Genomic DNA, 23646 nt, shown 5'->3' on the forward strand with positions numbered 1-23646 from the left:
ACAACCCCGAAAGGACCCCGAAGCAGCCGACACCACAGCAGGTCGGCGGCACACTCACGCCCATCCCCCGAAACACCCAAACCAAGATCGACAAAATCAAGACAAGATCAAATGGCTATTGCATGAAAGGCCGAGGCTAGTCCATGCCCATCGCGCGGAGGAGGGTGCGGAACTTCGCGCTCGTCTCGGCGAGCTCCAGGTGCGGTTGGGACGCGGGCATGATGCCGCCGCCCGCGTAGAGGGTGACCGTCGAGCGGGCGCCGGGGGCGGGCTCGGCGATCTCCGCACACCGGATGCCCACGACCCACTGGCCGTCGCCGTCGGCGTCGCACCAGCCGATCGCACCCGCGTAGAAACCGCGGTCGAACGGCTCGATCTCGGCGATCGTGGCCTTCGCCCGGTCGAACGGCCGCCCGCACACCGCCGGGGTGGGGTGCAGCGCGCACGCGAGCCGCAGCGAGGAGATGCCCGGGTCGATGAGCTCGCCGGTGAGCCGCGTGGACAGGTGCCACACGGCCGACGTGCTGATCAGCGACGGCCCGTCCGGCACGGTCAGCGTCCGGCAGAACGGGCGCAGCGCCTCGACGACCGTCTCGATGACCACCCGGTGCTCATCGATGTCCTTGGCGGACGCGGCGAGCTCCTCGGCGGCCAGGCGGTCCTGCTCGGGGTCGGGGTGGCGCGGGATCGTCCCGGCGAGCGGGTTGGCGACCACGACCGGGCCGGTGCGCGACAGCAGCATCTCCGGGGTGGCGCCGACCAGCGTGCGCCGGCCGCCGGCCGCGGGCAGGTCGACGGCGTAGGTGTAGCCGGTGGCGTTGTCGGCGGCGAGGTTGGCGAGCAGCGGGCCCACGGCGACCGGGCCGGCCAGGTGCAGCCGCAGCGCCCTGGCCAGCACGACCTTGTCCAGCTCGCCGGCCCGCAGCCGCTCGACGGCCTTGGCCACGCCGCGCTCGTGGTCGGCGGGCCCCGGCACCGGAACCGTCTCGACCACGGCGGGCACCGCGGGCCGGTCGATTCCCGTGGGGTGGATGGGGCCGGACCAGCGCACCGTTCGGGGCAGGACGACGTGCGGTGCGGACGCCGAGCCGACGGAGCAGTCGAAGGGCAGCGCGCCGACGGCGACCGGGGCGTCGGAGTCCACCAGGAGCTTCGTCACCTTGGCGGCCAGCTCGTCCGGGTCGGGCTCGGTGACGACGTTCTGCACCCCGGTCGCCAGCAGCGCGCGCGACGGGGACGCCAGGAGGAACGAGCCGGGTCTGTAGTCCGCGATCAGCCCAAGGGTCACGTCCCCATCATGCCCACGCGGATGGCCCGCAAACTCCCCGCGAGCGGGAGATTTTGAACACGTTCAGAGTCGATCGTGGATACAGAAGGGCCCGCCGGCAGCCACCAGGTGGCTGCCGACGGGCCCTGACCTCGAATTTCTAGTTCAGCGCGTCGATCAGCGCGGAACGCTGACGGTCGCCGAGACCGGCGGCACGCCGGTCCGGGTCGATGCCGGCCTGCTCCAGCAGGGCGGCGACCTTCACCGCGCCGAGGCCGGGTACGGCCTTGAGCAACGCTGCGACCTTGGTCTTGCCTACGGTCTTGTTGTCCTTGGCACGCCCGAGCACCGACGCGATGGTCTGCTTACCGGACTTGATCGACGCCAACAGCTCGGACCGCGCCTTGCGCGCCTCCGCAGCCTTGGCCAGCGCGTCAGCGCGCTGCTCTGGAGTCAACGTGGGCAGAGCCACCGTGGTGATCCTTCCTTGCTCGACTGCTTGGCTGGTCCGCGGCGTGGCCAACATCCCAGGTCGACCCTGGAACGTGCCCCGCGGTGCCGCGACCCAGTAAACACATCAACGCGCACGAACATACGCGCGACACGCGCATTCTTCTCGGCGAAACCGCAGGTGACCCACGTTCTGGGGGACTGACACGCTGCGTTACCCATGTCCAGATGTGCCATTTCGGCACTACTGTTCGGCTCGAGACGCCACCAGTCACCAGGGAGCTTGAACAGCGATGTTGGGCACCATGCAGGACGGTCAACTGTCCATCGCCAACCTGTTGCGCCACGGTAGCCGGGTCCACGCGACCGCCGAGGTCGTGACCTGGACCGGAACCGGTTCCCGCCGGGCCACCTACACCGAGGTGGCGCGCGAGGCGGCCAAGCTCGCGCACGCGCTGCGCGGCCTCGGCGTGACCTCCGACCAGCGCATCGGCACGTTCATGTGGAACAACAACGAGCACCTGGTGGCCTACCTCGCGGTGCCCGCGATGGGCGCGGTGCTGCACACGCTCAACATCCGGCTGTTCCCCGAGCAGCTCACCTACGTGGCCAACCACGCCGAGGACCACGTGGTGCTGGTCGACGGCACGCTGGTGCCGCTCCTGGCGAAGGTCCTGCCGACCTTCGACACGGTCAAGCACGTGGTGGTCGTCAACGGTGACGCGAGCACGGTGCAGGCACCCGACGGGGTGACCGTGCACTCGTACGCGGAGCTGCTCGCCGACCAGCCGGACGAGTTCGAGTGGCCGGCCGTGGACGAGAACTCGGCGGCGGCCATGTGCTACACGTCCGGCACCACGGGTGACCCGAAGGGCGTCGTCTACACCCACCGGTCGATCTGGCTGCACTCGATGCAGGTGTGCATGACCGACTCGATGGCGCTGGCCCAGTCCGACCGGGCGCTGGTGATCGTGCCGCAGTTCCACGCCATGTCGTGGGGCCTGCCCTACGCCGCGCTGATGGTCGGCGCGTCGCTGATCATGCCGGACCGGTTCCTGCAGCCCGAGCCGCTGGCCGCGATGATCGCGGCGGAGAGGCCGACGATGGCCGGCGCGGTGCCGACGATCTGGCAGGGCCTGCTCGCGTTGCTGAAGCAGCGGCCGCAGGACCTGGCGCCGCTCACCCGCGCGGTGGTCGGCGGGTCGGCGTGCCCGCCGGCGCTGATGGCGGCCTTCGACGAGCTCGGCGTGACGATCATCCATGCCTGGGGCATGACCGAGACGTCGCCGCTGGGCAGCGTGTCCCGGCCGCCGGCAGGGGTGTCGGGCGACGAGGAGTGGCAGTACCGGATCCTGCAGGGCCGGTTCCCGGGGTCGGTCCGCGCCCGCCTCATGGCCGACGACGGCACCCAGCTGCCGTGGGACAACGAGGCGGTCGGCGAGCTCGAAGTGGCCGGGCCGTGGGTGGCCGCGGCGTACTACCGGGTCGCCGAGGGCGAGGAGGGCTCGGAGAAGTTCCACGACGGCTGGCTGCGCACGGGTGACGTCGGTGCGATCACGCCGGACGGGTTCCTGCGGCTCACCGACCGGTCGAAGGACATCATCAAGTCCGGTGGCGAGTGGATCTCGTCGGTGGACCTGGAGAACCAGGTGATGGCGCACCCGGCGGTGGCGGAGGCCGCGGTGATCGGCGTGCCGGACGAGAAGTGGTCGGAGCGGCCGCTGGTGGCCGTCGTGCTGGCCGAGGGCCAGTCGGCCACACCGGACGAGCTGCGCTCGTTCCTCGCGGCGAAGGTCGCGAAGTGGCAGCTGCCGGAGAACTGGACCTTCATCGACGAGGTGCCGAAGACGAGCGTCGGCAAGTTCGACAAGAAGCGCCTGCGCGCGGCGGCGGCCGGGGGCGAGCTCGACATCGCGCACCTGTCGTGACGTCCTCTTCGGACGCGACCACGTCGCTGCACGAGATGGTCCCGTTCGCCGGGACGCTCGGGATCGAGATGCTCTCGTCGGGGCCGTCGGAGGTCCGCGGCCGGGTGGCGTGGGCGGAGCCGCTGTGCACGGTCGGCGGCGCGCTGAACGGCGGCGTGATCATGGCGCTGGCGGACAACACCGGGGCGCTGTGCGCGTTCCTCAACCTGCCCGACGGCTCCGGCGGGACGACCACGATCGAGTCGAAGACCAACTTCCTGCGTGCGATACGCGACGGCCACGCGACGGCGATCTCGAGACCCCTGCACACGGGACGCCGTTTCGTGGTGGTGGAGACGGACGTGGTCGACGACGAGGAACGCCTGGTGGCAAGGGTGACCCAGACCCAGGCGGTGCTGTAGCGGGGTGCCGCTTTCGCGGGGTAACCCCGGAGGGTGACGCCGTCAAGCCCCGAAGGGACTAGACCAAACGGGCGACAAGTGCCGGCCGGGGTAGGTATGGTCGCGTCCGTGCCGGACCCGAACTCGCGCGGCAGGAGGCGCAAGCTCAACGCCACGTCCTACGTCGTCCTTGGCATGCTCAGCCACTCACCGGCCACGAGCTACGACCTCAAACAGTGGGTGGCCAACACCATCGGCAACTTCTGGGCCTTCGCGCACTCGCAGCTCTACGACGAACCCGCGCGCCTCGTCGCCGACGGGCTGGTCAGCGAGACCGTCGAGGAGGGCGGTCGCCGCAAGCGCACCTACGAGATCCTCCCCGCCGGCCGCGACGCCCTGAGCGAGTGGCTCTCCGGCACGACGACCGAGCAGACCGAGGTCCGCGACCTCGGCCTGCTGAAGCTCTTCTTCGCCAACTTCGGCGACCGCGACGACCTGCTCAGGCTCGCGCGCGACCGGCACGAGTCGCACAGGTCGCGTGCCGACAGCTACACCGAGCAGCGCGCGGAGCTCGTCGACTACGCCGACCGCTGGCAGGTCAAGACGATCGAGCTCGGCATCCGTTACGAGCGCTGCGTCGAGCAGTTCTGGGCGGACTTCGTCGCCGAGCTGGAGGAAGAGCAGCCGTAAGCTGTTTACATACCGGCGCTCTCGGGTGAAAATTCTCACCATGCAGCTCAAGGCCCTCACCCTGCTGGCCGCGATCGCCCTGACGCTGTCCGCCATGCCGGCGGCCGCGGCCGAGCCCACAGACCACAACGCACCCGACAGCACCACCGACCCGGCACCGGTCGACTTCCACCAGTGGCGCTCCGCCCGCGACTTCCACAGCGGCCGCGCCGACGGCCTGCGCCCGGCACCCGGCGGCGGCCTGCGGATCGGCCGCCCGGCCGGCACGGTCGAGCACACCGAGCCCGACCTCGGCACCACCCGCACCTACGAGTACGGCAGCTGGACCTCGCCGTCCTACCGGCAAGGCTTCGGCGCGACGCAGCTCGTCGCGTCGTGGAACGCGCGGACACCAGACGACACCTGGCTACAGGTCGAGATGCGGGGCCGCACGGCCACCGGCGCCACGACCACCTGGTACGTCATGGGCCGCTGGGCGCTCGGCGACGAGGACGTCATCCGCACGACCGTCCCCGACCAGGAGGACGCGAGCGGCTTCGTCGACGTCGACACGTTCGTCGCCAACTCCGGCGTCACCCTGCGCTCCTACCAGTTGCGCGTCACGCTCTACCGCGAGGCCGGCACGAGCGTCTCCCCCCGGCTCGGCATGGTCGGCGCGATGACCTCGGCCATCCCGGACCGGTTCACCGTCCCGACCAGCCCGTCGGCCGGCGCGTGGGGCCGCGAGCTGCCCGTGCCGCGCTTCTCGCAGAACATCCACAGCGGCGAGTACCCGCAGTACGGCGGGGGCGGTGAGGCCTGGTGCAGCCCGACCTCCACCGCGATGGTCGTGAAGTACTGGGGCCGCGGACCCAGCGCGGAGGACATGTCCTGGGTCGATCCGTCCTATCAGGACCCACAGGTCGACCACGCGGCCCGGTTCATCTACGACAAGGACTACGACGGCACCGGCAACTGGCCGTTCAACACCGCCTACGCCGCGAGCTTCGGCCTGGCCGGGCACATCACCCGGCTCGGCTCGCTCGCCGACGTGGAGCGCTACATCCGGGCCGGCATCCCGGTGATCACCTCGCAGTCGTTCCTGGCGTCCGAGCTCGACGGCGCCGGCTACGGCACGGCCGGGCACATCATGGTGATCGTCGGCTTCACCGAGGACGGCGACGTCATCGCCAACGACCCGGCGTCGAGCAGCGACGACGCGGTGCGCAACGTCTACAAGCGCGAGCAGTTCGAGACGATCTGGCTGCGCACGAAGCGCGTCAACGCGAGCGGCGGCATCTCCAGCGGCTCGGGCGGCATCGCCTACATCATCGCGCCGCCCGGGAAACACCTGCCCTAGCCTCGACCGGGTGACGTTCACCGACCAGGACTACCCGGCCGTGCCCTATCCAGGGGCACGGCCGGGTTGTTCCTTCGTGCACGACGACGCCACCGGCCACCCGCTGCGGCCCGACCACGGCACGCCGTCCGGCTGGCGGCTCGAGGACGGCCGCGACCTCGACCAGTGGCTCGCCGAGCGGGGCGCGAAGCCGCTGACCGAGCGGGTTCCGCTGCTCTGCTACGGCTCGAACGCGTGCCCGTCGAAGCTCACCTGGCTGCGCGGCACGCTCGGTCTGCCCGGCCCCGCGGTGCTGCTCCGCGCCCGGTGCACGGGCCTCGCCGCGGTGTGGGCCGCGGGGTTGCGCGTCGTCGACGACCAGCGGCCGGCAACGCTCGCCGCCATGCCGGGTGTGGCCGAGGTGCACGCGGTCTGGCTCGCCACCCCCGAGCAGGTCCGGGTGCTCGACCGGTGCGAGGGCCGGAACAGCCGCTACCGGCTCGGCCACGTCACCACCGGCGAGGTGCGGCTCGACGACGGCGCGCTGCTGGACCGCCCGCTCGCCTACGTCGCCGCGCCGGGCGGCACCGGGCGGACCGTCCGCCACCCGCTGCTGGTCGGCGGCCGGCCGGTGCGTTGCGCGGAGGTCCCGCAGGCGGCCGCGGCGGCGCTGGCCGGCGAGCCGGCGCCGAGCGACGGCCTGTCGCTGCTCGTCGTCGACGGCGCGCCGGTGCCCGAGGACCATCCACCCCGGCTGTTCGTCTACGGCACGCTGCGGCCCGGCGCGTCGCACTGGCCGATGCTCGAGCCGCACGCCGCCGGCGAACCGCGCCGGGCGAGCCTGCGGGGCACGCTGTTCGACACCGGGCGCGGCTACCCCGCGCTGCGCCTGGGCGACGGACCGGGCGTCTCCGGCTGGGTGGTGGAGCTCGCCCGGCCGGCCGCCGCTTTGTCCACTGTGGACGAGTACGAGGGCGAGGAGTACCACCGGGTCCGGGTGACGCTCGCCGGCGGCGCGGTCGCCTGGACGTATGTCTGGATCGACCCGATCGACGGAATGCCCGCGCTCAGCACGCCGTGGGGCGCAACCCGACCGGCGCCCGGACGTCTCTTCTGGTAGGACCGGTAAGCGAAACCGGGAGGTGATCGCCGTGGTCCGGCGTATCCGGGTGGCCACCGTCGTGGTCGTGGGTCTGGTCGCGCTGCTGAGCGCGTGCGGCAACCAACCGGAGTCCACAGGAGACAGTCGGACGACGGCTCCGGTGCCCACCACCACACCGTCCCTGCCGTCGGCCACCACCGCGCCCGCGCCGGGCGCCAGCGGCACCGAGAGCGCGCCGCCCGGCCGGGGCACCAGGTGCACCGCGCAGGACCTGCGGGGCGTCGTACAGCCCGAGGACGCGGCGGCCGGCAACCGGTACGCCCGGCTCGTGGTCACCAACAAGAGCGACGCGGAGTGCACCCTCTACGGCTACGGCGGCCTGCAGTTCGTCGACGGCAACGGAAAGCCGACGCCGACCGACCTCACCCGCCGGCCCGACCCCGGCCCGAGCCTCGTCACGCTGAAGCCCGGTGCGACCGCGGCCAAGAAGCTGCACTGGGGCGTGGTGCCGAGCGGGAACGAGCCGGTGAGCGGCCCGTGCCAGCCGCCGTCGGCCGGCATCCGGATCATCCCGCCCGACGACACCGAGTCGTTTACGGTGAAGTTCGACTTCGGCTCCGTCTGTGCCGCCGGCCATATCGAGGGCAGCGCGTACTTCGAGAACTAGCTAACCTCGAACCGTGCGTACCACGATCGCGACCCAGGACGGAACGATCGACGGCTACCTCGCCGTCCCGCAGGTCGAGGTGTCCGGCCAGGGCCCGTGGCCCGGGGTGGTCGTGGTGCACGACATCACCGGCGTGTCCGACGACATCCGCGCGATCACCGACCGGTTCGCCACCGCCGGATACCTCGCGGTGGCGCCGAACCTCTTCGCCCGCGGCGGCTTCGTCCGCTGCGTGCGCGGGGTGTTCCGCGAGCTCGTGGCCGGCTCCGGCCGGACGCACGACGACCTGGACGCCGCGCGGCGGCACATCGCCGACCGGTCCGACTGCACCGGCAGGGTCGGCGTCGTCGGGTTCTGCATGGGCGGCGGGTTCGCCCTGCTCGCCGCCACCCGGGCGTTCGACGCCAGTGCGCCCTACTACGGGGAGCTGCCGGCCGATCTGTCCGTTCTGGACGGCGCGTGCCCGGTCGTGGCGAGCTTCGGCCGGCGCGACCCGGCGCCGGCGATGAAGGGCGCGGCCGGCCGGCTCACCCACGCGCTGCGCGAGTACGCCGTGCCGCACGACGTCAAGGAGTACCCCGAGGCGGGCCACTCGTTCGCCAACCGGTTCGCGCCCGGGCCGCTGAACGCGCTGCTCAGGGTGCCCGGTATCGCCTACCACCACGAGTCCAGCGAGGACGCTTGGCGGCGGGTGCTGGCGTTCTTCGCCACCCATCTCCGCTGACCGACGAATTTGCCCGATCCCCTGGTTTCCGGCGAGATCACCGTGCAGGCTGTGGCGCATGACTCCGGAGCACGAGATCGCGACGCAGCCGACGGTGCGCACGGCCACCGTGGGCCAGCCGATGACCCCGGTGCCCGGCGGCGCCCCCGTCGAGGAGCCGGAACCGGCCGACCCGCTGGCCAAGGTCACCCTGCGGCCGCGCACCTACGGCGCGGTGCTCGCCGCGGTCGGGCTGGTGCTGGGCCTCCTCCTCGCGATCCTGCCGGTGCACGTCGCGGGGCTCGACGCCTCTCAGCAGACCAGCGTGAGCTGCGGGAACACCATCGGCGGCGTGGAGACCCCGCTGGTCGGCGCGGACCTCGGCGATGTCGACCCGACCGTCCTCGCGACCTACGTCGGCACCTGCCAGGACGCGATCAGCACCCGGCTGATGTTCTCCTGGCCGATGTTCTTCGCCGGCATGCTCGCCATCCTCTGGCTCGGCGTCGTGCGCCGCCCGCTATCGGTCGAGTAGCTTCCCCGGGTTCAGCACGCCTTCTGGATCCAGCTCCCGCTTGACCGCGGCCAGCACGTCCACGCCGAGTGCGCCGATCTCCGCCGGCAGGTACGGCGCGTGGTCGACACCGACCGCGTGGTGGTGCGAGATCGTCCCGAGTGGACCGTTCGCGGAGATCGCCGCACAGGCCGCAGCCTTGGCCCGGGTCCACTGCCCGAACGGGTCGTCGGCGTCGCGCGGCACGATCGTGGTGAAGTACAGCGACGCGCCGGTCTCGTAGGCGTGCGAGATGTGGCAGGCCACGATCGGCGTGCGGCCGTGCTCGGTGAGCGAGTCGACGAGCGCCGCACGCACCGCCGACCGCAGTGTGTCCACAGTGGACCAATAGGTCGCCGTCTCGAGCGTCTCGACGCAGACCCCGGTGTCCATCAGCGCGTCCCGCTGCCGCGGCCCGGCGAACCGGCCGTGCCGCCACTTCTCCCCCACCGCGGTGCCGACCGGCACCGGCCGCGCGCGGTGCAGCACGCGCAGCGTGGCCTTGCGGCGCGCGGCGATCTCGGCGTCGGACCCGCCCTCCCAGCCCAGGATCAGCAGGCACGGGTCGAGCACCCCGCGCAGTCGCAGGTACCGGCGCAGCAGCGCGGTCTTCCAGCCGCCGGACAGCGCGAACGCCATGTCCGTCTCATGTGGGTCCGACAGGCGGGTGACGTCGGCGAGCACCCGGCTCTGGGCGAGCTCGCGCACCGCCTCGGCGCCACGGGTCCAGCCGTCGAGCACGAAGCCCTCGTAGCGGCGCGCGGTCGGCAGCCGGCGGACCCGCACGGTCACCTCGGTGATCACGCCGAACGTGCCCTCGCTGCCCACGACGAGCTGGCGCAGGTCCGGGCCGGCCGCCGACGCGGGCGAAACGCCGAGGCGCCACTCACCGCGCGGGGTGGCCATCCGCACGCCCTCGACCATGTCCTCGAACCGCCCGTAGCCGGCCGAGGCCTGGCCGGCGGAGCGGGTGGCGGCGAACCCGCCGATCGTCGCCCGCTCGAACGACTGCGGCACGTGGCCGAGGGTGAACCCGTGCGCGGCGAGCAGCCGCTCGGCCTCGGGCGCGACGACGCCGGCCCGCAGCACGGCGAGGCGCGAGACCGGGTCGACCGACACCAGCTCGTCCAGCCGGCACAGGTCGAGCACCACGACCGACTCCTTGTCGCCGCGCAGCGCCTGCACGCCGCCGACCACCGACGTGCCGCCGCCGAACGGGACCAGGCCGACGCCGTGCTCGGCACAGGCCTCGACGACCCGCTGCACCTCGTCGGGGTCCGCCGGCACGACCACCGCGTCCGGGACGGCCAGCTCACCGGTTCCCCTGTGTCGCAACAGGTCCACATAGGACAGTCCGCCGGTGCGACCGAGCCGGTCGTCCCGGCCGATGAGCACATGGTCGGATCCGACCACCGACTCGAGCGCCTTTCGCATGGTGTCAGGGAGCGACGGCTCGCCGACCGCGAGCGCCGAGTCCGGCGCGGCGGGCGTGCTCTGCTCGGTCAGCCCTGTCTTCGAGGCTAGCCAGCGGGCAGCATGAGGAGGCAGGATGGCATCAGACCCACCGGCCGGCGTCCAACTGCGACGGACGAGATGATCGAGGTGTTCACCGGTGTGGTCCCTGAGTTCGGTCACCGGTATAGTGTGACATATGGCGTCGATCCGTCACACTCCGTCACCCAATCGCGTCGCTGACGACGTGTTGCTCGACGCGGCCATGGAGTGCGTGCTGGCGGTCGGCGTGCGCCGCACCACGCTGAGCGACGTGGCGAGAACCGCCGGGGTCAGCCGGATGACGCTGTACCGGCGGTTTCCGGACGTACGCGGCATGCTGTCCGCGCTGATCACCCGGGAGTTCGGCAAGGTCCTGGCCGAGGCCGACCGCAGCGCGCGCGACGAGCCGACCGCGCGCGGTCAGCTGGTCGTGGCGTCGGTGCACACGATCCGCGCACTCGCCGCCAACCCGTTGATGCACGCGGTGATCGAGCGTGACGCGGAGATGCTGCTGCCCTACATCATGGAGCGGATCGGCACGAGCCAGCGGATGACCGAGGAGTTCCTGCGCGCGCAGATGGCGGCAGGGCAGCGGGACGGGTCCATCCGGGTGGCCGACCCGGCCGTGCAGGCGCGAACGGTCTTCCTGCTGCTGCAGCCGTACGTGTTCGCGATCCGCCCGTCGACCTCGGACCTGCCGCTGGACGACCTGCTGGCGGAGCTCGCGCACCTGCTCGACGCGGCGCTGCGCCCGTGACCACCTCGCCCGGGCACGCATCGTCGCTGAACGCGTCGCGCCGCGCCGCCGAGCTGGACGCCTTGGCCGCGGGCGAGGTCGTCGACCTGCTGGTGATCGGCGGCGGGGTGACCGGCGCCGGCATCGCGCTGGACGCGGCGGCCCGGGGCCTGTCGGTGGCGCTGGTGGAGGCGCGGGACCTCGCGTTCGGCACGTCGCGCTGGTCGAGCAAGCTCGTGCACGGCGGGCTGCGGTACCTGGCGAAGGGCGAGGTGCGGCTGGCGCACGAGAGCGCGGTGGAGCGCGGCATCCTGATGACCAGGACGGCGCCGCACCTCTCCCGCGCGTTGCCGCAGCTGTTCCCACTGCACGAGCAGATCTCTCGGGGTGGCGCCGGTTTCGTCATGACGGGCCTGCGGGCGGGCGACGCGCTGCGCCGGGCGGCACGGACGCCGTCCGCGCTGCTGCCGGGCCCGCGCCGGGTGTCCGGCCAGGAGGCGCTCGCGCTGGCCCCCGGCCTGCGCGCGCGTGGCCTGCGTGGCGGGCTGCTGTCGTTCGACGGCCAGCTGACCGACGACGCCCGGCTCGTGGTGGCACTGGCCAGGACCGCCGCCGGTCTGGGCGCCCGGATCCTCACCCGGCTGTCGGTCACCACGGCGACCGGCGACGGCGTCGAGGCCCACGACGGCGTGTCGGGGCGGACGGTGTCGCTGCGGGCGCGCAGCGTGGTGAACGCGGCCGGGGTGTGGGCGGGCTCGCTGGTCGACTCGGTGCGGCTGCGGCCGTCGCTCGGCTCGCACGTCGTGGTCTCCGGGCAGCGGCTCGGCGTCGCCGGGACGGCACTGACCGTGCCGGTGCCCGGCGAGCGGTCCCGGTTCGTGATCGTGCTGCCGCAACGGAACGGTCTTGTCTACATAGGACTAACCGACGAGCCGTTCGATGGTCCCGTCCCGGACGAGCCGGTCGCCCCGGAGTCCGATGTGGACTTCTTGCTGGAGGTCGCGTCGTCCGTTCTCGAGCGGCCACTCGGCCCGGCGGACGTACTCGGCAGCTATGCCGGGCTGCGGCCACTGCTCGAAGGAACCGGGCGGAGCGCGGACCTGTCCCGCCAGCACGCCGTGCTCCGCGCGCCGAACGGCGTGCTGACGATCGTGGGCGGAAAGCTGACGACGTACCGGAAGATGGCCGAGGACGCCGTCGACGCGGCCGTCGCCGCCTCGCTGCCGGCCGGCCCGTCCCGCACCAGGAACCTGCCCCTGGTCGGTGCCGCACCGCGGGCCGAGCTGTCCACTCTGGACGCCTCGGCGCGGCTCGTGGCGAGCTACGGCACGGAGGCGCCACGGGTGGCCGCACTGGCGGCGCTGGACACCGACCTGGCCGCCCCGGTGGCACCCGACAGCGAGATCACGGCGGCCGAGGTCGTGTGGGCGGTGCGCCACGAGGGTGCCCTGGACGCCGACGACGTGCTGCACCGCCGTACCCGCATCGGTCTGGTCCGGCCGCACGTCGACGCGGCCAGGGACCGGGTGACCGACCTGGTCGACCGCGCCCTGTCCGGCCTGGCCCCCACCCCCTGACCCGATGCCCTGAACGACGCGCTCGGGGCACTGAACGTCCCGAGCGCGTCGTTCAGGGCATGCGCCGGGTACGAGACCGGGCCGGCCACCACGTGGGTGACCGGCCCGGAAACGTCGCTCGGCTACTGGCCGCCGTTGGCCTGGCGCAGCCGCTCGGCCACCGCGTTCACCTGCTCGACGGTGCCGTTGATCTCGAAGTGCATCTCGTCGCGGCGGCCCGTGTAGTCGCCGCCCCAGCGGACCACGTTGTCGACCTCGCCCAGGATCCGGTGGATCTCCTGGGTCTGGGCCGGCGTGAACGTGTTCTGCGCGCCCAGCACGTGCCGGGTCGCGTTCATGTCGACCGCGGTGGCGCTGGCGTGGTTGGAGATGTCGTTGCTGCCGCGGACGTTGCGCTCCGCCCAGCCCCAGTCGTCGTGCTCGCCCGCGTCGGAGTTCATGTCGATGTTCTCCACCCGCGAGTTCACCTGGCCGAGCACGTGCATGAGCACGTCACCGGCCGAGCCGTCGGCGACGTTCACCCGGGTGTTCGTGCCGGGGACGGTCCGCATGCCGCGCGGCGGGTTGACCGACCAGCCGTTCTGCGAGAGCGGGCCGGTCTGGGTGGTGGCCTGGGCCAGCTGGACGTTGTTCTGCCCGGCGATCTCCGGCTGCTGCCACTGGTACCCGGGCGCGATCTGCTGCGCCTGCGCCTGCGTGACGCCGCCACCGTTGGGGTCGGTGTCGGTGGCCATGGCCCCGTTGCTGGTCACCTGCGTCGTCGACAGCTGGGTCGGCTGCTGGCCGCTCGCCTTGCCGCCGATCATCTCGACCAGCTGCTTGACCTGCTGAACCACCTGCACGACCTGCTGGACGATCTGGATGATCTTCTGCAGTCCCTGGACGAGCTTCTGGATCTCCTGCATCAGCTTGGTGCCGGTCTGCACGGCCTTCTGCACCGACTGCGCGATACCCATCGCGATGCTCGCGCCGAAGGACAGCCAGGACTTCGACAGCGCCTCGATGCAGATCTGGATGATCTTCTGCACGGCCTCGCTGATGAGGTCCATGACCGTCTTGCGGGCCGACGCCAGCGCCTGCCCGGCCTGGGTCATCGCCGACGACACGGCCTTGCTGGCCTCGGACAGCGCCGACAGCCCGTTCGCGTGGTTGGTGCTCGCCGCGCGGTAGCCGTCAGCCGCGGTGCCCGTCCACGCCCGGGTCTGGGTGGTCGCGGCCTGGCGGTACTGGCCCGCGGTGGCCGACAGGCTGCTCGAGCTGCCGCCCCACGACGACGCCGACGAGGTGATGGCCCCCGGGTCGCCCTGCAGCACGTCGAACGGCTCGCGCAGGAACGACACGGCCCCGAGCACCCAGCTCACACCCGCGGAGCCGATCGCGCCGAGCGGGTCGCCGCTGATGCCGATGACGTCCATCGCGACCTTGGTCACGCCGAGGCCCGCGGAGAGCCAGTCACCGCTGTCGATGGCGTTCGCGGTGGTCCGGATGTCGTTGAACAGTGCCTCGCCGCTGTTCTGCGTCGTGCCGCTCGTCGGGGCGACGAGAGTGTCACCGGTGGTCATGCTGTGACACCTGCCTCGCTCCGCTCGGCGTGGACAGCATTCGCACGAAGCAACGTGGTTACGCTGGTCAGTCGGCTCATGCTGTAACACCTGCCTCGCTCCGCTCGGCGTGAACGGCATTCGCGCGAAGCAACGTGGTTGCGTCATACAGTCGGCTCATGCCTGGGGCCCCCCGGTCGGCACGGCCTTGTCGAACAGCGACGCGTGCCGGTCGTCGATGGCCTGGTAGGCGTCCGCGACCTGGGTCAGCCCGGACTCGACCTGGTCGACCGTCTGGCTCGCGCGGTCGATGCCCTGCCGCAGGTCGTTGCAGGCCTGGGTGATCGCGGACGCGAAGAACTGTCCGATCTGGCCGAACGCGCCGCCGCCGACCGAGTCCTGCGCGCTGCTGGAGGCCGAGCGCACCTGCGCCGCCACGGTGGTCACCGTGGTGGCGTGGGCTCGCACCTCCCCGATGCTGACGTTGAAACCTGTGCCCATGGGGATCCGCCGATCATTCGTCGAAACTCGATGCCCCCGGTCCGACCCGACCAGGGGCCGACATCACTTGAACACTTCTGGTGGGTTGTCGAAGTACTCGTCGTCGGGTCGCTTGTCCCGGTGCGCCTCGATGTTGAAGACGTCGCCCTTGCCATCACCGGCATAGCCCTCGGGCAGGTGCTCCTTGACCGCCTCCAGCGCGGCACCCTCACCCACGAACTTCGTCATCACGTCGACGACCTGCGCGCCCATCTCCCGCTGCGCCTGCCGCGTGGTCTCGAGGATCACCCGGGCGAGGTGCTCGGGCTCGAAGTCCCGTACCCCGGGCCGAAGGACGAGGTCGGCCATCGCGCCGCTGGCGTTCACCCTGACGGTCACCTCGCCGTCCTGCGAAGTGGCCGAGCCACCAGCCGTCTTGAGCGCCTTCTCGGCCTTCTCGGCCTTCTGCGCCGCGTCCTGCAACTTCTCGTCGTACTGCGCGAACCACTTATCCGGGTCCATGCCCTCGCCACTCCGCTGGTCTTGCTGGATCATGACTGCATCCTGGCGGGAACATACGCCGAAGGAGACCGCCGAAGGTCGTAGTTTGGCGAACAATTTTCAAAGGTAATCCGTCGCGGACGCCCGGTAATCATGCGTGGTCGGCGGGCCTGGATACTGTTGCAGCTAGGTCATTCGAGGAGGGCAGGCGTGCCACCAGCGGTACTGGAGGTGGACCGGGTCGCCAAGCGCTACGGCACCGTCGTGGCCTGCGCGGACGTCAGCTTCACCGTCGCCCCCGGCGAGCTGTTCGGGTTCGTCGGCAGCAACGGCGCCGGCAAGACCACGATCCTGCGCATCGTGCTGGGGGTGCTCGCGCCGGACGCGGGCCAGGTACGCCTCGGCGGTGCGCCCATCACGCTGGCCGCCCGCCGCCGGATCGGCTACCTGCCGGAGGAGCGCGGGCTCTACCCGCGGATGCGGGTCCACGAACACCTCGTCTACCTGGGCGAACTGCACGGCATCGAGGTCAACGAGGCCCACCGGGCGGCCGACTACTGGATCGCCAGGCTGGGCCTGCGCGACCGGCGCGACGACCAGATCCAGCGGCTCAGCCTCGGCAACCAGCAGCGCGTGCAGCTCGCCGCGGCACTGGTGCATGATCCGGATGTGCTGGTACTCGACGAGCCGTTCTCCGGGCTGGACCCGGTCGCGATGGACACGCTGAGCGAGGTGCTGCGCGAACGGGCCGCGGCCGGTGCGCCGGTGCTGTTCTCCAGCCACCAGCTCGACCTCGTGGAGCGGCTCTGCGACCGGATCGGCATCATCCAGAATGGACGGATGATCGCCGTCGGCACGGTCGACGAGCTGAGCGCGGACGGGCGCTACGAGCTGCTCGTGGACGCGCCGCACGCACCACCGGGGTGGGCGGACTCCCTGCCAGGTGTGGAAGTTCTCGAAGTCCACAATGGACGAACGAGACTGCACCTGCGGAACGGCACCGACGACCAGGCCGTGCTCACCGCGGCACTCGCCACCGGTCCGGTGCGCGAGTTCACCCGGGTGCGGCCCACTCTCGCCGAGCTGTACCGGGACGTGGTGCGCAGTGAGCGGTAGCGAGCCATGGACACGCAAGGAGCCGCGCCCCTCGCGGACCATCTATCTCGTCGCTCGGCGCGAGCTGAACTCCCGGCTGCGCACCCGGTCCTTCGTGGTCTCCACAATCGTCTCCCTGGTCGTGCTCATAGGTTTCGTGCTCACCCAGAGCACACTGTTCGACGAGGAGCGCGTCACCCGGGTCGGGCTCAACGGGCAGTCGAACGCGATCGCCGGGCCGCTCGAGGACGCCGCGGCGCAGCTGGACCACCACGTGGAGACCCGCGAGGTCACCGATCTCGCCGCCGGCCGCGAGATGGTCGCCGACAGCGAGCTGGACGCGCTCGTCAGCGGCGCGCCGGCCGACCTGTCCGTGCTGGTGCGCGGCGACCTCGACCCCGACCTGCGCAACGTCCTCAATGGACTCGTGCAGCAGCAGGTGCTGAGCGGGCTGCTCGCCTCGGTCGAGGACCTGGACTCGGGCGAGGTGCTCGCCACGGTGGCGAAGGCGGGCGTGCGGGTGGAGTCGCTCGAGCCCGCCGACCCGCAGCACGACCAGCGGCTCGCGCTGGCGCTGATCATCGTGGCGCTGCTTTACCTGTCGCTGCTGCTGTACGGGTCGATGGTCGCCCAGGGCGTGGTCGAGGAGAAGTCCAGCCGGGTGGTGGAGCTGCTGCTCGCGACCGTGCGACCGTGGCAGCTGCTGTCCGGCAAGGTGCTCGGACTCGGCCTGGTGGGGCTGATCCAGCTGTTCACGATCGGCATTGTTGGCCTGCTGCTCGCGATCATCACCGGGGTACTGACGATCTCCGGCACGGCAGCCGGGACGCTCGCCTGGGGCCTGCTGTGGTACCTGCTCGGTTACCTGTTGTATGCCACGGTCTTCGCGGCGGTCGGCTCGCTGGTGTCGCGGCAGGAGGACGTGCAGTCGGTGCTGATGCCGATCACGATGGCACTCGTGGTCGGGTTCGTTCTCGGCTTCGCGGTGATCTCCCGCAGCCCCGCCGGCACGACGGCAACCGTGCTGTCGCTGCTGCCGCCACTGTCGCCGATCCTGATGCCGGGCCGCATCGCCCTCGCCGCGGCGCCCCTGTGGCAGGTGGGCCTGGCGATCGTGCTCACCCTGGCCACCGTCGTGCTGCTGGCCCGGATTGGCGGTGCGGTCTACCGGAACTCGGTCCTCCACATGGGACCGCGCCTACGCCTGCGCGACGTCCTGCGCTGATCCCGAGACACCAACGACGCCCGCCGGACGTTCGGGCGGGCGTCGTTCACATGTGTGGGTCAGCGGCCGGTGATCGGGACGTAGGCGCGCTCCGTCTTGCCGATGTAGACCTGGCGCGGGCGGCCGATCTTGGTGGCCGGGTCGTTCATCATCTCGCGCCAGTGCGCGATCCAGCCCGGCAGCCGGCCCAGCGCGAACAGCACGGTGAAGAACTTGGTCGGGAAGCCCATCGCGCGGTAGATCAACCCCGTGTAGAAGTCCACGTTCGGGTAGAGCTTGCGTTCGACGAAGTACTCGTCGCCGAGCGCGTGCGCCTCGAGCTGCTTGGCGATCTCCAGCAGGCTGTCGTCGCCGCCGAGGCGGGCCAGGATGTCGTCGGCGGTCTTCTTGATGATCGCGGCGCGCGGGTCGTAGTTCTTGTAGACCCGGTGGCCGAAGCCCATCAGCTTGACGCCCTGCTCCTTGTTCTTCACCCGCTTCACGAAGTCGTCCACGTTGCCGCCGCCGTCGCGGATGCCCTCGAGCATCTCGAGAACCGCGCTGTTGGCGCCGCCGTGCAGCGGGCCGAACAACGCGTTGATGCCGGCGGAGATGCTGGCGAACAGGTTGGCCTCGGACGAGCCGACGAGCCGCACTGTGGACGTCGAGCAGTTCTGCTCGTGGTCGGCGTGCAGCACGAACAGGAGGTCCAGCGCCCGAACCAGGTCCGGGTCGACCTCGTAGGGCTCGGCCGGGAAGCCGAACGTCATCCGCAGGAAGTTCTCCACCAGGCCGAGCGAGTTGTCCGGGTAGAGGAACGGCTGGCCGACCGACTTCTTGTACGCGTAGGCCGCGATCGTCGGCAGCTTGGCCAGCAGCCGGATGGTCGAGATCTCCACCTGCTCCTGCGAGAACGGCCGCAGGCTGTCCTGGTAGAAGGTGGACAGTGCGGACACCGCGGAGGACAGCACCGGCATGGGGTGCGCGTCGCGCGGGAAGCCGTCGAAGAACCGCTTGAGATCCTCGTGCAGCAAGGTGTGCCGGCTGATCTTCGAGGTGAACTCGTCGAGCTGCGCCTGGTTGGGCAGCTCGCCGTAGATGAGCAGGTAGCTGACCTCGATGAAGGTCGCCCGCTGGGCGAGCTGCTCGATGGGGTAACCGCGGTAGCGCAGGATGCCGGCGTCGCCGTCGATGAAGCAGATCTCCGACGAGCACGCCGCCGTGTTCACGAACCCGGGGTCGAGCGTCACGAGCTCGGTGGTCGACAGCAGCTTGCTGACGTTGATTCCGTGCGAGCCCTCGGTGGCGTGCGTGACCGACATCTCGTGCTCGCCGCCCGGGTAGCGCAGCGCGACGGATTCCGGCGCGCCGTTGTCGGCCCCCGCCTCGGGTACGGCACTGTTGTTGCCGGCCCCGGCAGGAACGGTCCTCGCGTCAGGCATGCGTGTCCCTCTCAACAAACTTGTCTTTTGTTCTTAACGCTAGTGCGATCCGCGCCGCCCGGACAGTCCACATGGTGTGGGCCCCCGCACTTTTATGGATGAACTCGCAGTTCAGCCGCGTAGGGCGGCTCGGCGCCGGCCCGGGACACCGTCACCGATGCCGCGTGCGCGGCGAATTCCAGCGCCTCGCGCCAGCCGACGAGATCAATGTCACGTACCGCGGCCGCGGTGGTGATTCCGGCCCGGTGCAGCCATGCCAGCAACGCTCCGTGCACGGTGTCGCCCGCTCCGATGGTGTCGACGACCGCGGCCGGCACGGTGGGCACCTCGACCTCGATGCCGTCCGAGGTGAGCGCGACGAGCCCGTCCGCACCGCGGGTGACAACCGCCGCGACCGGGCCTTTGGTGAGCCATTCCCGCACCGCTGCCATCGGGTCGTGGTTGCCGCGCCCACCCGTCAGCCACGCGGCGTCCTCAACGGACAGTTTGAGCACGCCGATGTCCGGCAGCCAGCCGGCGAACCTCGCCCGGTACGCGGCGGGGTCGTCGATCATCCGCGCGCGGATGTTGGGGTCGACCACGGTGAGCCCGCCGCGCGCGGAATGGCGGCGCAGCAACGTTTCGTAGGTCGTGGCGCCGGGTTCGAGGACGAGCGAGAGGGTGCCGAGGGAGAGCGTCGTGACGTCGTCGGGCAGCTCGCCGGGATCGGCCACGAGCCGGTCGGCCGTTCCCTCCACATGGAACGAGTAGCGCGCCGAGCCGTCGGGTCCGATGCCGGCCACCGCGAGCGTGGTCGGCTCGTCACCGCGCCGCACGAGCGAAGTGTCCACACCGGACAGCTGGAGCCTGTCCAGCAGTGCGTCGCCGAACGGGTCGGTGGACAGCCGGGACAGGAACCGGACGGGCACGCCGAGCCGGCCCAGCGCGATGGCGACGTTGTACGGACCACCGCCGGGCAGCGGCAGCAGCGGGCCGAGCTCACCCGGCCCGGTGGCCGGTGCCGGCACCAGATCGACGAGGGCCTCGCCGCCGACACAGAGCATGCGCCACCTCACGACTCGGATTGGATGGTTACCCGATAGTAGGGAGTCATACTAATCGGGCGTCCGACAACTGACCCGCGGAGGAATGGCCATGCCCGCCGAGCGTCTGTTGCCCAACCGGGAGGCAGCGGACCTCATCAAGCTGACCAGGGAGATCGCCAGGGACGAGCTGGCGCCGCTGGCCGCTCGCTACGAGGAGGAGGAGCGGTTCCCGCGCGAGCAGTTCCGGCTGCTCGGGCGGTCCGGGCTGCTCGGGCTGCCATACCCGGAGCAGTGGGGCGGCGGCGGGCTGCCGTACGAGGTGTACCTGCAGGTCCTCGAGGAGGTCGCGACCGCCTGGATGTCGATGGGCGTCGGCCTGTCGGTGCACGTCATGTCGTGCTTCGCGCTGGCCGAGTACGGCAGCGACGAGCAGCGGGCGCGGTGGCTCGGGGACATGCTGGGCGGCGAGCTGCTGGGCGCGTACGCGCTGTCGGAGACGCAGGCCGGCTCCGACGCGGCGGCCTTGTCGACCCGCGCGGTGCTGACCGGCTCCTCCTACGTCGTGAACGGCACGAAGGCGTGGATCACCCACGGCGACGAGGCCGACTTCTACACGACGATGGTCCGCACGTCGCCCGACCGCGGGCGTGGCATCAGCTGCCTGCTGGTCGACGCCGCGACGCCCGGGCTCTCCGCGGCCCCGCCGGAGCACAAGATGGGCCTGACGGGCTCACCGACGACCCAGATGATCTTCGCCGCCGCCGCCGTGCCCGCGGACCGGCTCCTGGGCGCCGAGGGTGAGGGTCTCAAGATCGCCCTCACCGCCCTCTCGTCCGGCCGGCTGGGCATCGCGGCGTGCTCGGTGGGCCTGGCGCAGGCCGCGCTGGACGAGGCACTGGCCTACGCCAGGGGCCGGTCCCAGTTCGGCCGCCCGATCATCGAGTTCCAGGGGATGGAGTTCCTGCTGGCCGACATGGCCGCGGCCGTCGAGTCCGCCAGGGCGACGTACCTGGAGGCCGCCCGCCGCCGCGACCGGGGCCTGACCTTCACCCGGCAGGCCTCGATAGCGAAGCTGGTCGCCACCGACGCGGCGATGAAGGTGACCACCGACGCGGTCCAGGTTCTGGGCGGGGCCGGCTACACGCGCGACTTCCCCGTGGAGCGCTACATGCGGGAGGCGAAGGTGGCCCAGATCTTCGAGGGCACGAACCAGATCCAGCGCATGCTCATCGCGAGGGACCTCCGCAAGACCTGACGACCCGCGAGTCCCCGACCCGCGAGTCCCCCGTTCCGAGCCGGGGACTCGTGGGGTCCGGGTGGGGGACTCGCGGGTTACTCCTGGTAGAACGGGTTGACGGTGACGCCCAGACCGGTGGCCTCGTCGAAGTGGTACACCTCGCGCCCGCCGACGAACACCCGCACCGCGCGGCTCATCACGTCCAGCGGGTCGCCCGACCACAGCACCAGGTCCGCGTCCAGCCCCGCCTTCAGCGCACCCACCCGGTCGTCGAGGCCCAACATCCGCGCCGGGTTCACCGTGATCGACCGCAGCGCCGTCTCCGAGTCCAGGCCCTCCTTCACGGCGAAGGTCGCCTGGTGCACCAGATAGTCGATCGGGACGACCGGGTGATCCGTCGTCAGCGCGATCTGCACGCCGGCCCGCGCCAGGATGCCCGGGTTGCGCATCGACCGGCGCCGAACCTCCACCTTGGACCGACCGACGATGAGCGGGCCGATGATCACCGGGATCTCCTTGGCCGCCAACGTGTCTGCCAGCAGGTGCCCCTCGGTGCCGTGGTTGACGATCAGCTTGTAACCGAACTCCTCGGCCAGCCTGATCGCCGTCGCGATGTCGTCCGCGCGGTGGCTGTGCTGGCACCACGGCACCTCGCCGTCGAGCACCCGCACCAGGATCTCCATCGTGTTGTCCCGGTCGAACGGCTTGCCCTCGCGGATCGCCCACTCCCGCGCCTCGCGGTAGTCCTGCGCCTTCGTGAACGCGTCCCGGATCACCGCCGCCACGCCGAGCCGGGTCGACGGCAGCTTCTTCTGCTCGCCGTACACCCGCTTCGGGTTCTCCCCGAGCGCGCTCTTCACGCTCACCGGCTCGCGCAGCAGCATGTCGTCGGCCGTGCGGCCCCACGACTTCACCGCCACGGTCCGCCCGCCGATCGGGTTGCCCGACCCCGGCTTGACGACCACCGTCGTCACCCCGCCGGCCAGCGCGTCGCGGAAGCCCTCGTCGTCCGGGTTGATCGCGTCCAGCGCCCGCAGCCGGGCGCCGTTCGGGTCGGTCGTCTCGTTGACGTCGACGCCGGCCCAGCCGTCGCCCTCCTCGAACACGCCCGCGTGACCGTGTGCCTCGACGAACCCGGGCAGCACCCAGGTCCCGGACGCGTCGACGATCTCGGCGTCGTCCGGAATGTCCACATCGGCCTCGGCGCCGACCGCGACGATCAACCCGTTGTCCACCAGCACGGTGCCACCCTCGATGGGCTCACCGTCGACCGGAACGACATATCCACCCGTGACTGCGGTACTCACAGCCGTGCAACCTACCCGTGCAGCGGCCGGATCCCCCACCGCCCGGTCCACGTGTCGCCCGGCGCGACGGTGATCAGGTCGGTCCCGGAGTTCAGTGCGTCCGGCGGGCAGGTCATCGGCTCGATGGCCACCGCGCGGGCGCCCTTGCCGGGGAACTCGGCCGGCGTGAACACCTGCACCCAGCCGAAAACCGGTTCCGCCCACACCTCGACGCCGCCGCCCGGGTGGGTGACCGAGTGCCGCACCAGGCCGTCCTCGCCGGGCACACAGCCGCCGAACGCCGTGTCCAGCTCGACCCCGCGCAGCGCGCGACCGCCCCGAAAGTCCAGGTCGGTGCCCTCCAGCGACTGCGGCTTGCCGCTGGGCACCATCGTCTCCTGGTCGACCGGCAGCACCGTGCCCGCGGCGAGCGTCAGCACGCAGTCGTCGACGTCCACGGTGCCCGGCCGCGGGTACGGGTGCGTGCCGACGCCCAACGGCATCTCCTCGCCGCCGGTGTTGCGCACCGTGTGGGTGACGGTCAGGCCGCCGTTGTCGAGTGCGTAGCCGATCGTCGTCCGGAACGGGAACGGCCAGCCCTGCGCCTCGGCGATCTCGACGGCCAGCGTGACGGCGGAGTCGCCGCGCTCGGCCACCGTCCACGGCTCGTGCCGCACGAGGCCGTGGATCGCGTTGCTCCGGACCGGTTCGGTGACCTCGAGCTGCTGGCGCACGCCCGCGTGTGACCAGGTAGCGCCACCGACCCGGTTGGGCCACGGCACCAGCACCGCGCCCGCGCCCATCGGTGGTTGGTCCTCCGCGCCGTAGGTCTCCACGTACGGCACGCCGGCCACCTCGAACGCCCGCAGCGACGCGCCGACCATCGTGACGACGGCCCGCGCGTCGCCGTCCCTGATCTCCAGCTGTTCTCCCGTAGGTCCGCTCATACGAACAGACCTTATTGCGGTGT

At 71.3% G+C, this 23646-nt stretch carries 23 protein-coding genes; 13 read left to right on the top strand and 10 right to left on the bottom strand.

Features of this window, described 5'->3' with window-relative positions; translation table 11 throughout:
- Positions 1–136: 136 nt before the first annotated feature.
- Both GEV28_RS14630 and mihF read right to left on the bottom strand, forming a co-directional pair.
- A complete protein-coding gene (locus tag GEV28_RS14630; RefSeq protein ID WP_291412609.1) occupies positions 137–1288 on the bottom strand; it encodes an isochorismate synthase in 1152 nt (383 codons plus the stop codon).
- 139 nt (positions 1289–1427) lie between these two features.
- Positions 1428–1739 (bottom strand): integration host factor, actinobacterial type, encoded by a 312-nt coding sequence (gene mihF, locus GEV28_RS14635; RefSeq protein WP_291412610.1) that lies wholly within the window; start codon positions 1737–1739, stop codon positions 1428–1430.
- Positions 1740–2010: 271 nt separating this feature from the next.
- Here mihF and GEV28_RS14640 point away from each other — a divergent pair, with 271 nt between their 5' ends.
- The 8 genes from GEV28_RS14640 (at position 2011) to GEV28_RS14675 (ending at position 9040) form a co-directional block, all read left to right on the top strand.
- Positions 2011–3645: a long-chain fatty acid--CoA ligase gene (locus GEV28_RS14640; RefSeq protein WP_291412611.1), complete on the top strand. Its 1635-nt coding sequence runs from the start codon at positions 2011–2013 to the stop codon at positions 3643–3645.
- Positions 3646–3680: 35 nt separating this feature from the next.
- A complete protein-coding gene (locus GEV28_RS14645; RefSeq protein ID WP_291412656.1) occupies positions 3681–4046 on the top strand; it encodes a PaaI family thioesterase in 366 nt (121 codons plus the stop codon).
- 108 nt (positions 4047–4154) lie between these two features.
- Positions 4155–4715: a PadR family transcriptional regulator gene (locus tag GEV28_RS14650; RefSeq protein WP_291412612.1), complete on the top strand. Its 561-nt coding sequence runs from the start codon at positions 4155–4157 to the stop codon at positions 4713–4715.
- A gap of 40 nt (positions 4716–4755) precedes the next feature.
- Complete coding sequence (locus GEV28_RS14655; RefSeq protein WP_291412613.1) at positions 4756–6054, top strand: C39 family peptidase; 1299 nt, start codon at positions 4756–4758, stop codon at positions 6052–6054.
- A 10-nt stretch (positions 6055–6064) separates the two neighbouring features.
- Positions 6065–7153, top strand: coding sequence for a gamma-glutamylcyclotransferase (locus GEV28_RS14660; protein WP_291412614.1), 1089 nt, complete (start codon positions 6065–6067; stop codon positions 7151–7153).
- Positions 7154–7184: 31 nt separating this feature from the next.
- Entirely contained in the window at positions 7185–7802 is a 618-nt protein-coding gene (locus GEV28_RS14665; protein ID WP_291412615.1) for a DUF4232 domain-containing protein, read from the top strand.
- A 13-nt stretch (positions 7803–7815) separates the two neighbouring features.
- Positions 7816–8526 (top strand): dienelactone hydrolase family protein, encoded by a 711-nt coding sequence (locus GEV28_RS14670; protein WP_291412616.1) that lies wholly within the window; start codon positions 7816–7818, stop codon positions 8524–8526.
- A 58-nt stretch (positions 8527–8584) separates the two neighbouring features.
- A complete protein-coding gene (locus GEV28_RS14675) occupies positions 8585–9040 on the top strand; it encodes a hypothetical protein (RefSeq protein ID WP_291412617.1) in 456 nt (151 codons plus the stop codon).
- Here the strand turns inward: GEV28_RS14675 and GEV28_RS14680 are convergent.
- Entirely contained in the window at positions 9026–10492 is a 1467-nt protein-coding gene (locus GEV28_RS14680; protein WP_291412618.1) for an FAD-binding oxidoreductase, read from the bottom strand. The two genes, GEV28_RS14675 and GEV28_RS14680, sit on opposite strands and share 15 nt — an antisense overlap.
- 217 nt (positions 10493–10709) lie before the next feature.
- Between GEV28_RS14680 and GEV28_RS14685 the strand changes: the two genes are divergently transcribed.
- Both GEV28_RS14685 and GEV28_RS14690 read left to right on the top strand, forming a co-directional pair.
- Positions 10710–11309 carry a TetR/AcrR family transcriptional regulator gene (locus GEV28_RS14685; RefSeq protein WP_291412619.1) on the top strand — a complete coding sequence of 200 codons (600 nt, stop codon included), beginning with the start codon at positions 10710–10712 and terminating at the stop codon, positions 11307–11309.
- Positions 11306–12865, top strand: a complete 1560-nt coding sequence (locus tag GEV28_RS14690; RefSeq protein ID WP_291412620.1) for a glycerol-3-phosphate dehydrogenase/oxidase — start codon at positions 11306–11308, stop codon at positions 12863–12865. Before GEV28_RS14685 ends, GEV28_RS14690 begins: the two co-directional genes overlap by 4 nt.
- Before the next feature lie 122 nt (positions 12866–12987).
- Here GEV28_RS14690 and GEV28_RS14695 read toward each other — a convergent pair whose 3' ends face one another.
- The 3 genes from GEV28_RS14695 to GEV28_RS14705 form a co-directional block, all read right to left on the bottom strand.
- Positions 12988–14427 (bottom strand): M15 family metallopeptidase, encoded by a 1440-nt coding sequence (locus GEV28_RS14695; RefSeq protein ID WP_291412621.1) that lies wholly within the window; start codon positions 14425–14427, stop codon positions 12988–12990.
- Positions 14428–14583: 156 nt separating this feature from the next.
- Positions 14584–14907: a type VII secretion target gene (locus tag GEV28_RS14700; protein ID WP_291412622.1), complete on the bottom strand. Its 324-nt coding sequence runs from the start codon at positions 14905–14907 to the stop codon at positions 14584–14586.
- 63 nt (positions 14908–14970) lie between these two features.
- On the bottom strand, positions 14971–15441 hold the full coding sequence (locus GEV28_RS14705) for a YbaB/EbfC family nucleoid-associated protein (protein ID WP_291412623.1): 471 nt from the start codon (positions 15439–15441) through the stop codon (positions 14971–14973).
- 156 nt (positions 15442–15597) lie between these two features.
- Here GEV28_RS14705 and GEV28_RS14710 point away from each other — a divergent pair, with 156 nt between their 5' ends.
- Together GEV28_RS14710 and GEV28_RS14715 are read left to right on the top strand one after the other, a co-directional pair.
- Positions 15598–16503, top strand: a complete 906-nt coding sequence (locus tag GEV28_RS14710) for an ABC transporter ATP-binding protein (protein ID WP_291412624.1) — start codon at positions 15598–15600, stop codon at positions 16501–16503.
- Entirely contained in the window at positions 16493–17707 is a 1215-nt protein-coding gene (locus GEV28_RS14715) for an ABC transporter permease (protein ID WP_291412625.1), read from the top strand. Before GEV28_RS14710 ends, GEV28_RS14715 begins: the two co-directional genes overlap by 11 nt.
- Positions 17708–17766: 59 nt before the next feature.
- On the opposite strand, the gene GEV28_RS14720 is transcribed toward GEV28_RS14715, so the two are convergent.
- The gene (locus GEV28_RS14720; RefSeq protein ID WP_291412626.1) at positions 17767–19128 is read right to left on the bottom strand and encodes a citrate synthase; all 1362 of its coding nucleotides are present in this window, start codon (positions 19126–19128) and stop codon (positions 17767–17769) included.
- A 92-nt stretch (positions 19129–19220) separates the two neighbouring features.
- Positions 19221–20171, bottom strand: coding sequence for a carbohydrate kinase (locus GEV28_RS14725; RefSeq protein ID WP_291412627.1), 951 nt, complete (start codon positions 20169–20171; stop codon positions 19221–19223).
- Positions 20172–20262: 91 nt separating this feature from the next.
- Between GEV28_RS14725 and GEV28_RS14730 the strand changes: the two genes are divergently transcribed.
- Complete coding sequence (locus GEV28_RS14730) at positions 20263–21408, top strand: acyl-CoA dehydrogenase family protein (RefSeq protein ID WP_291412628.1); 1146 nt, start codon at positions 20263–20265, stop codon at positions 21406–21408.
- A 77-nt stretch (positions 21409–21485) separates the two neighbouring features.
- Here the strand turns inward: GEV28_RS14730 and GEV28_RS14735 are convergent, their stop codons facing one another.
- Positions 21486–22697 (bottom strand): amidohydrolase, encoded by a 1212-nt coding sequence (locus tag GEV28_RS14735; RefSeq protein WP_291412629.1) that lies wholly within the window; start codon positions 22695–22697, stop codon positions 21486–21488.
- Between the two features lie 11 nt (positions 22698–22708).
- The gene (locus GEV28_RS14740) at positions 22709–23623 is read right to left on the bottom strand and encodes an aldose 1-epimerase family protein (protein WP_291412630.1); all 915 of its coding nucleotides are present in this window, start codon (positions 23621–23623) and stop codon (positions 22709–22711) included.
- Positions 23624–23646: the final 23 nt, after the last annotated feature.

It is taken from the genome of Actinophytocola sp., from assembly GCF_009379765.1.
Taxonomy (GTDB): Bacteria; Actinomycetota; Actinomycetes; order Mycobacteriales; family Pseudonocardiaceae; genus Actinophytocola.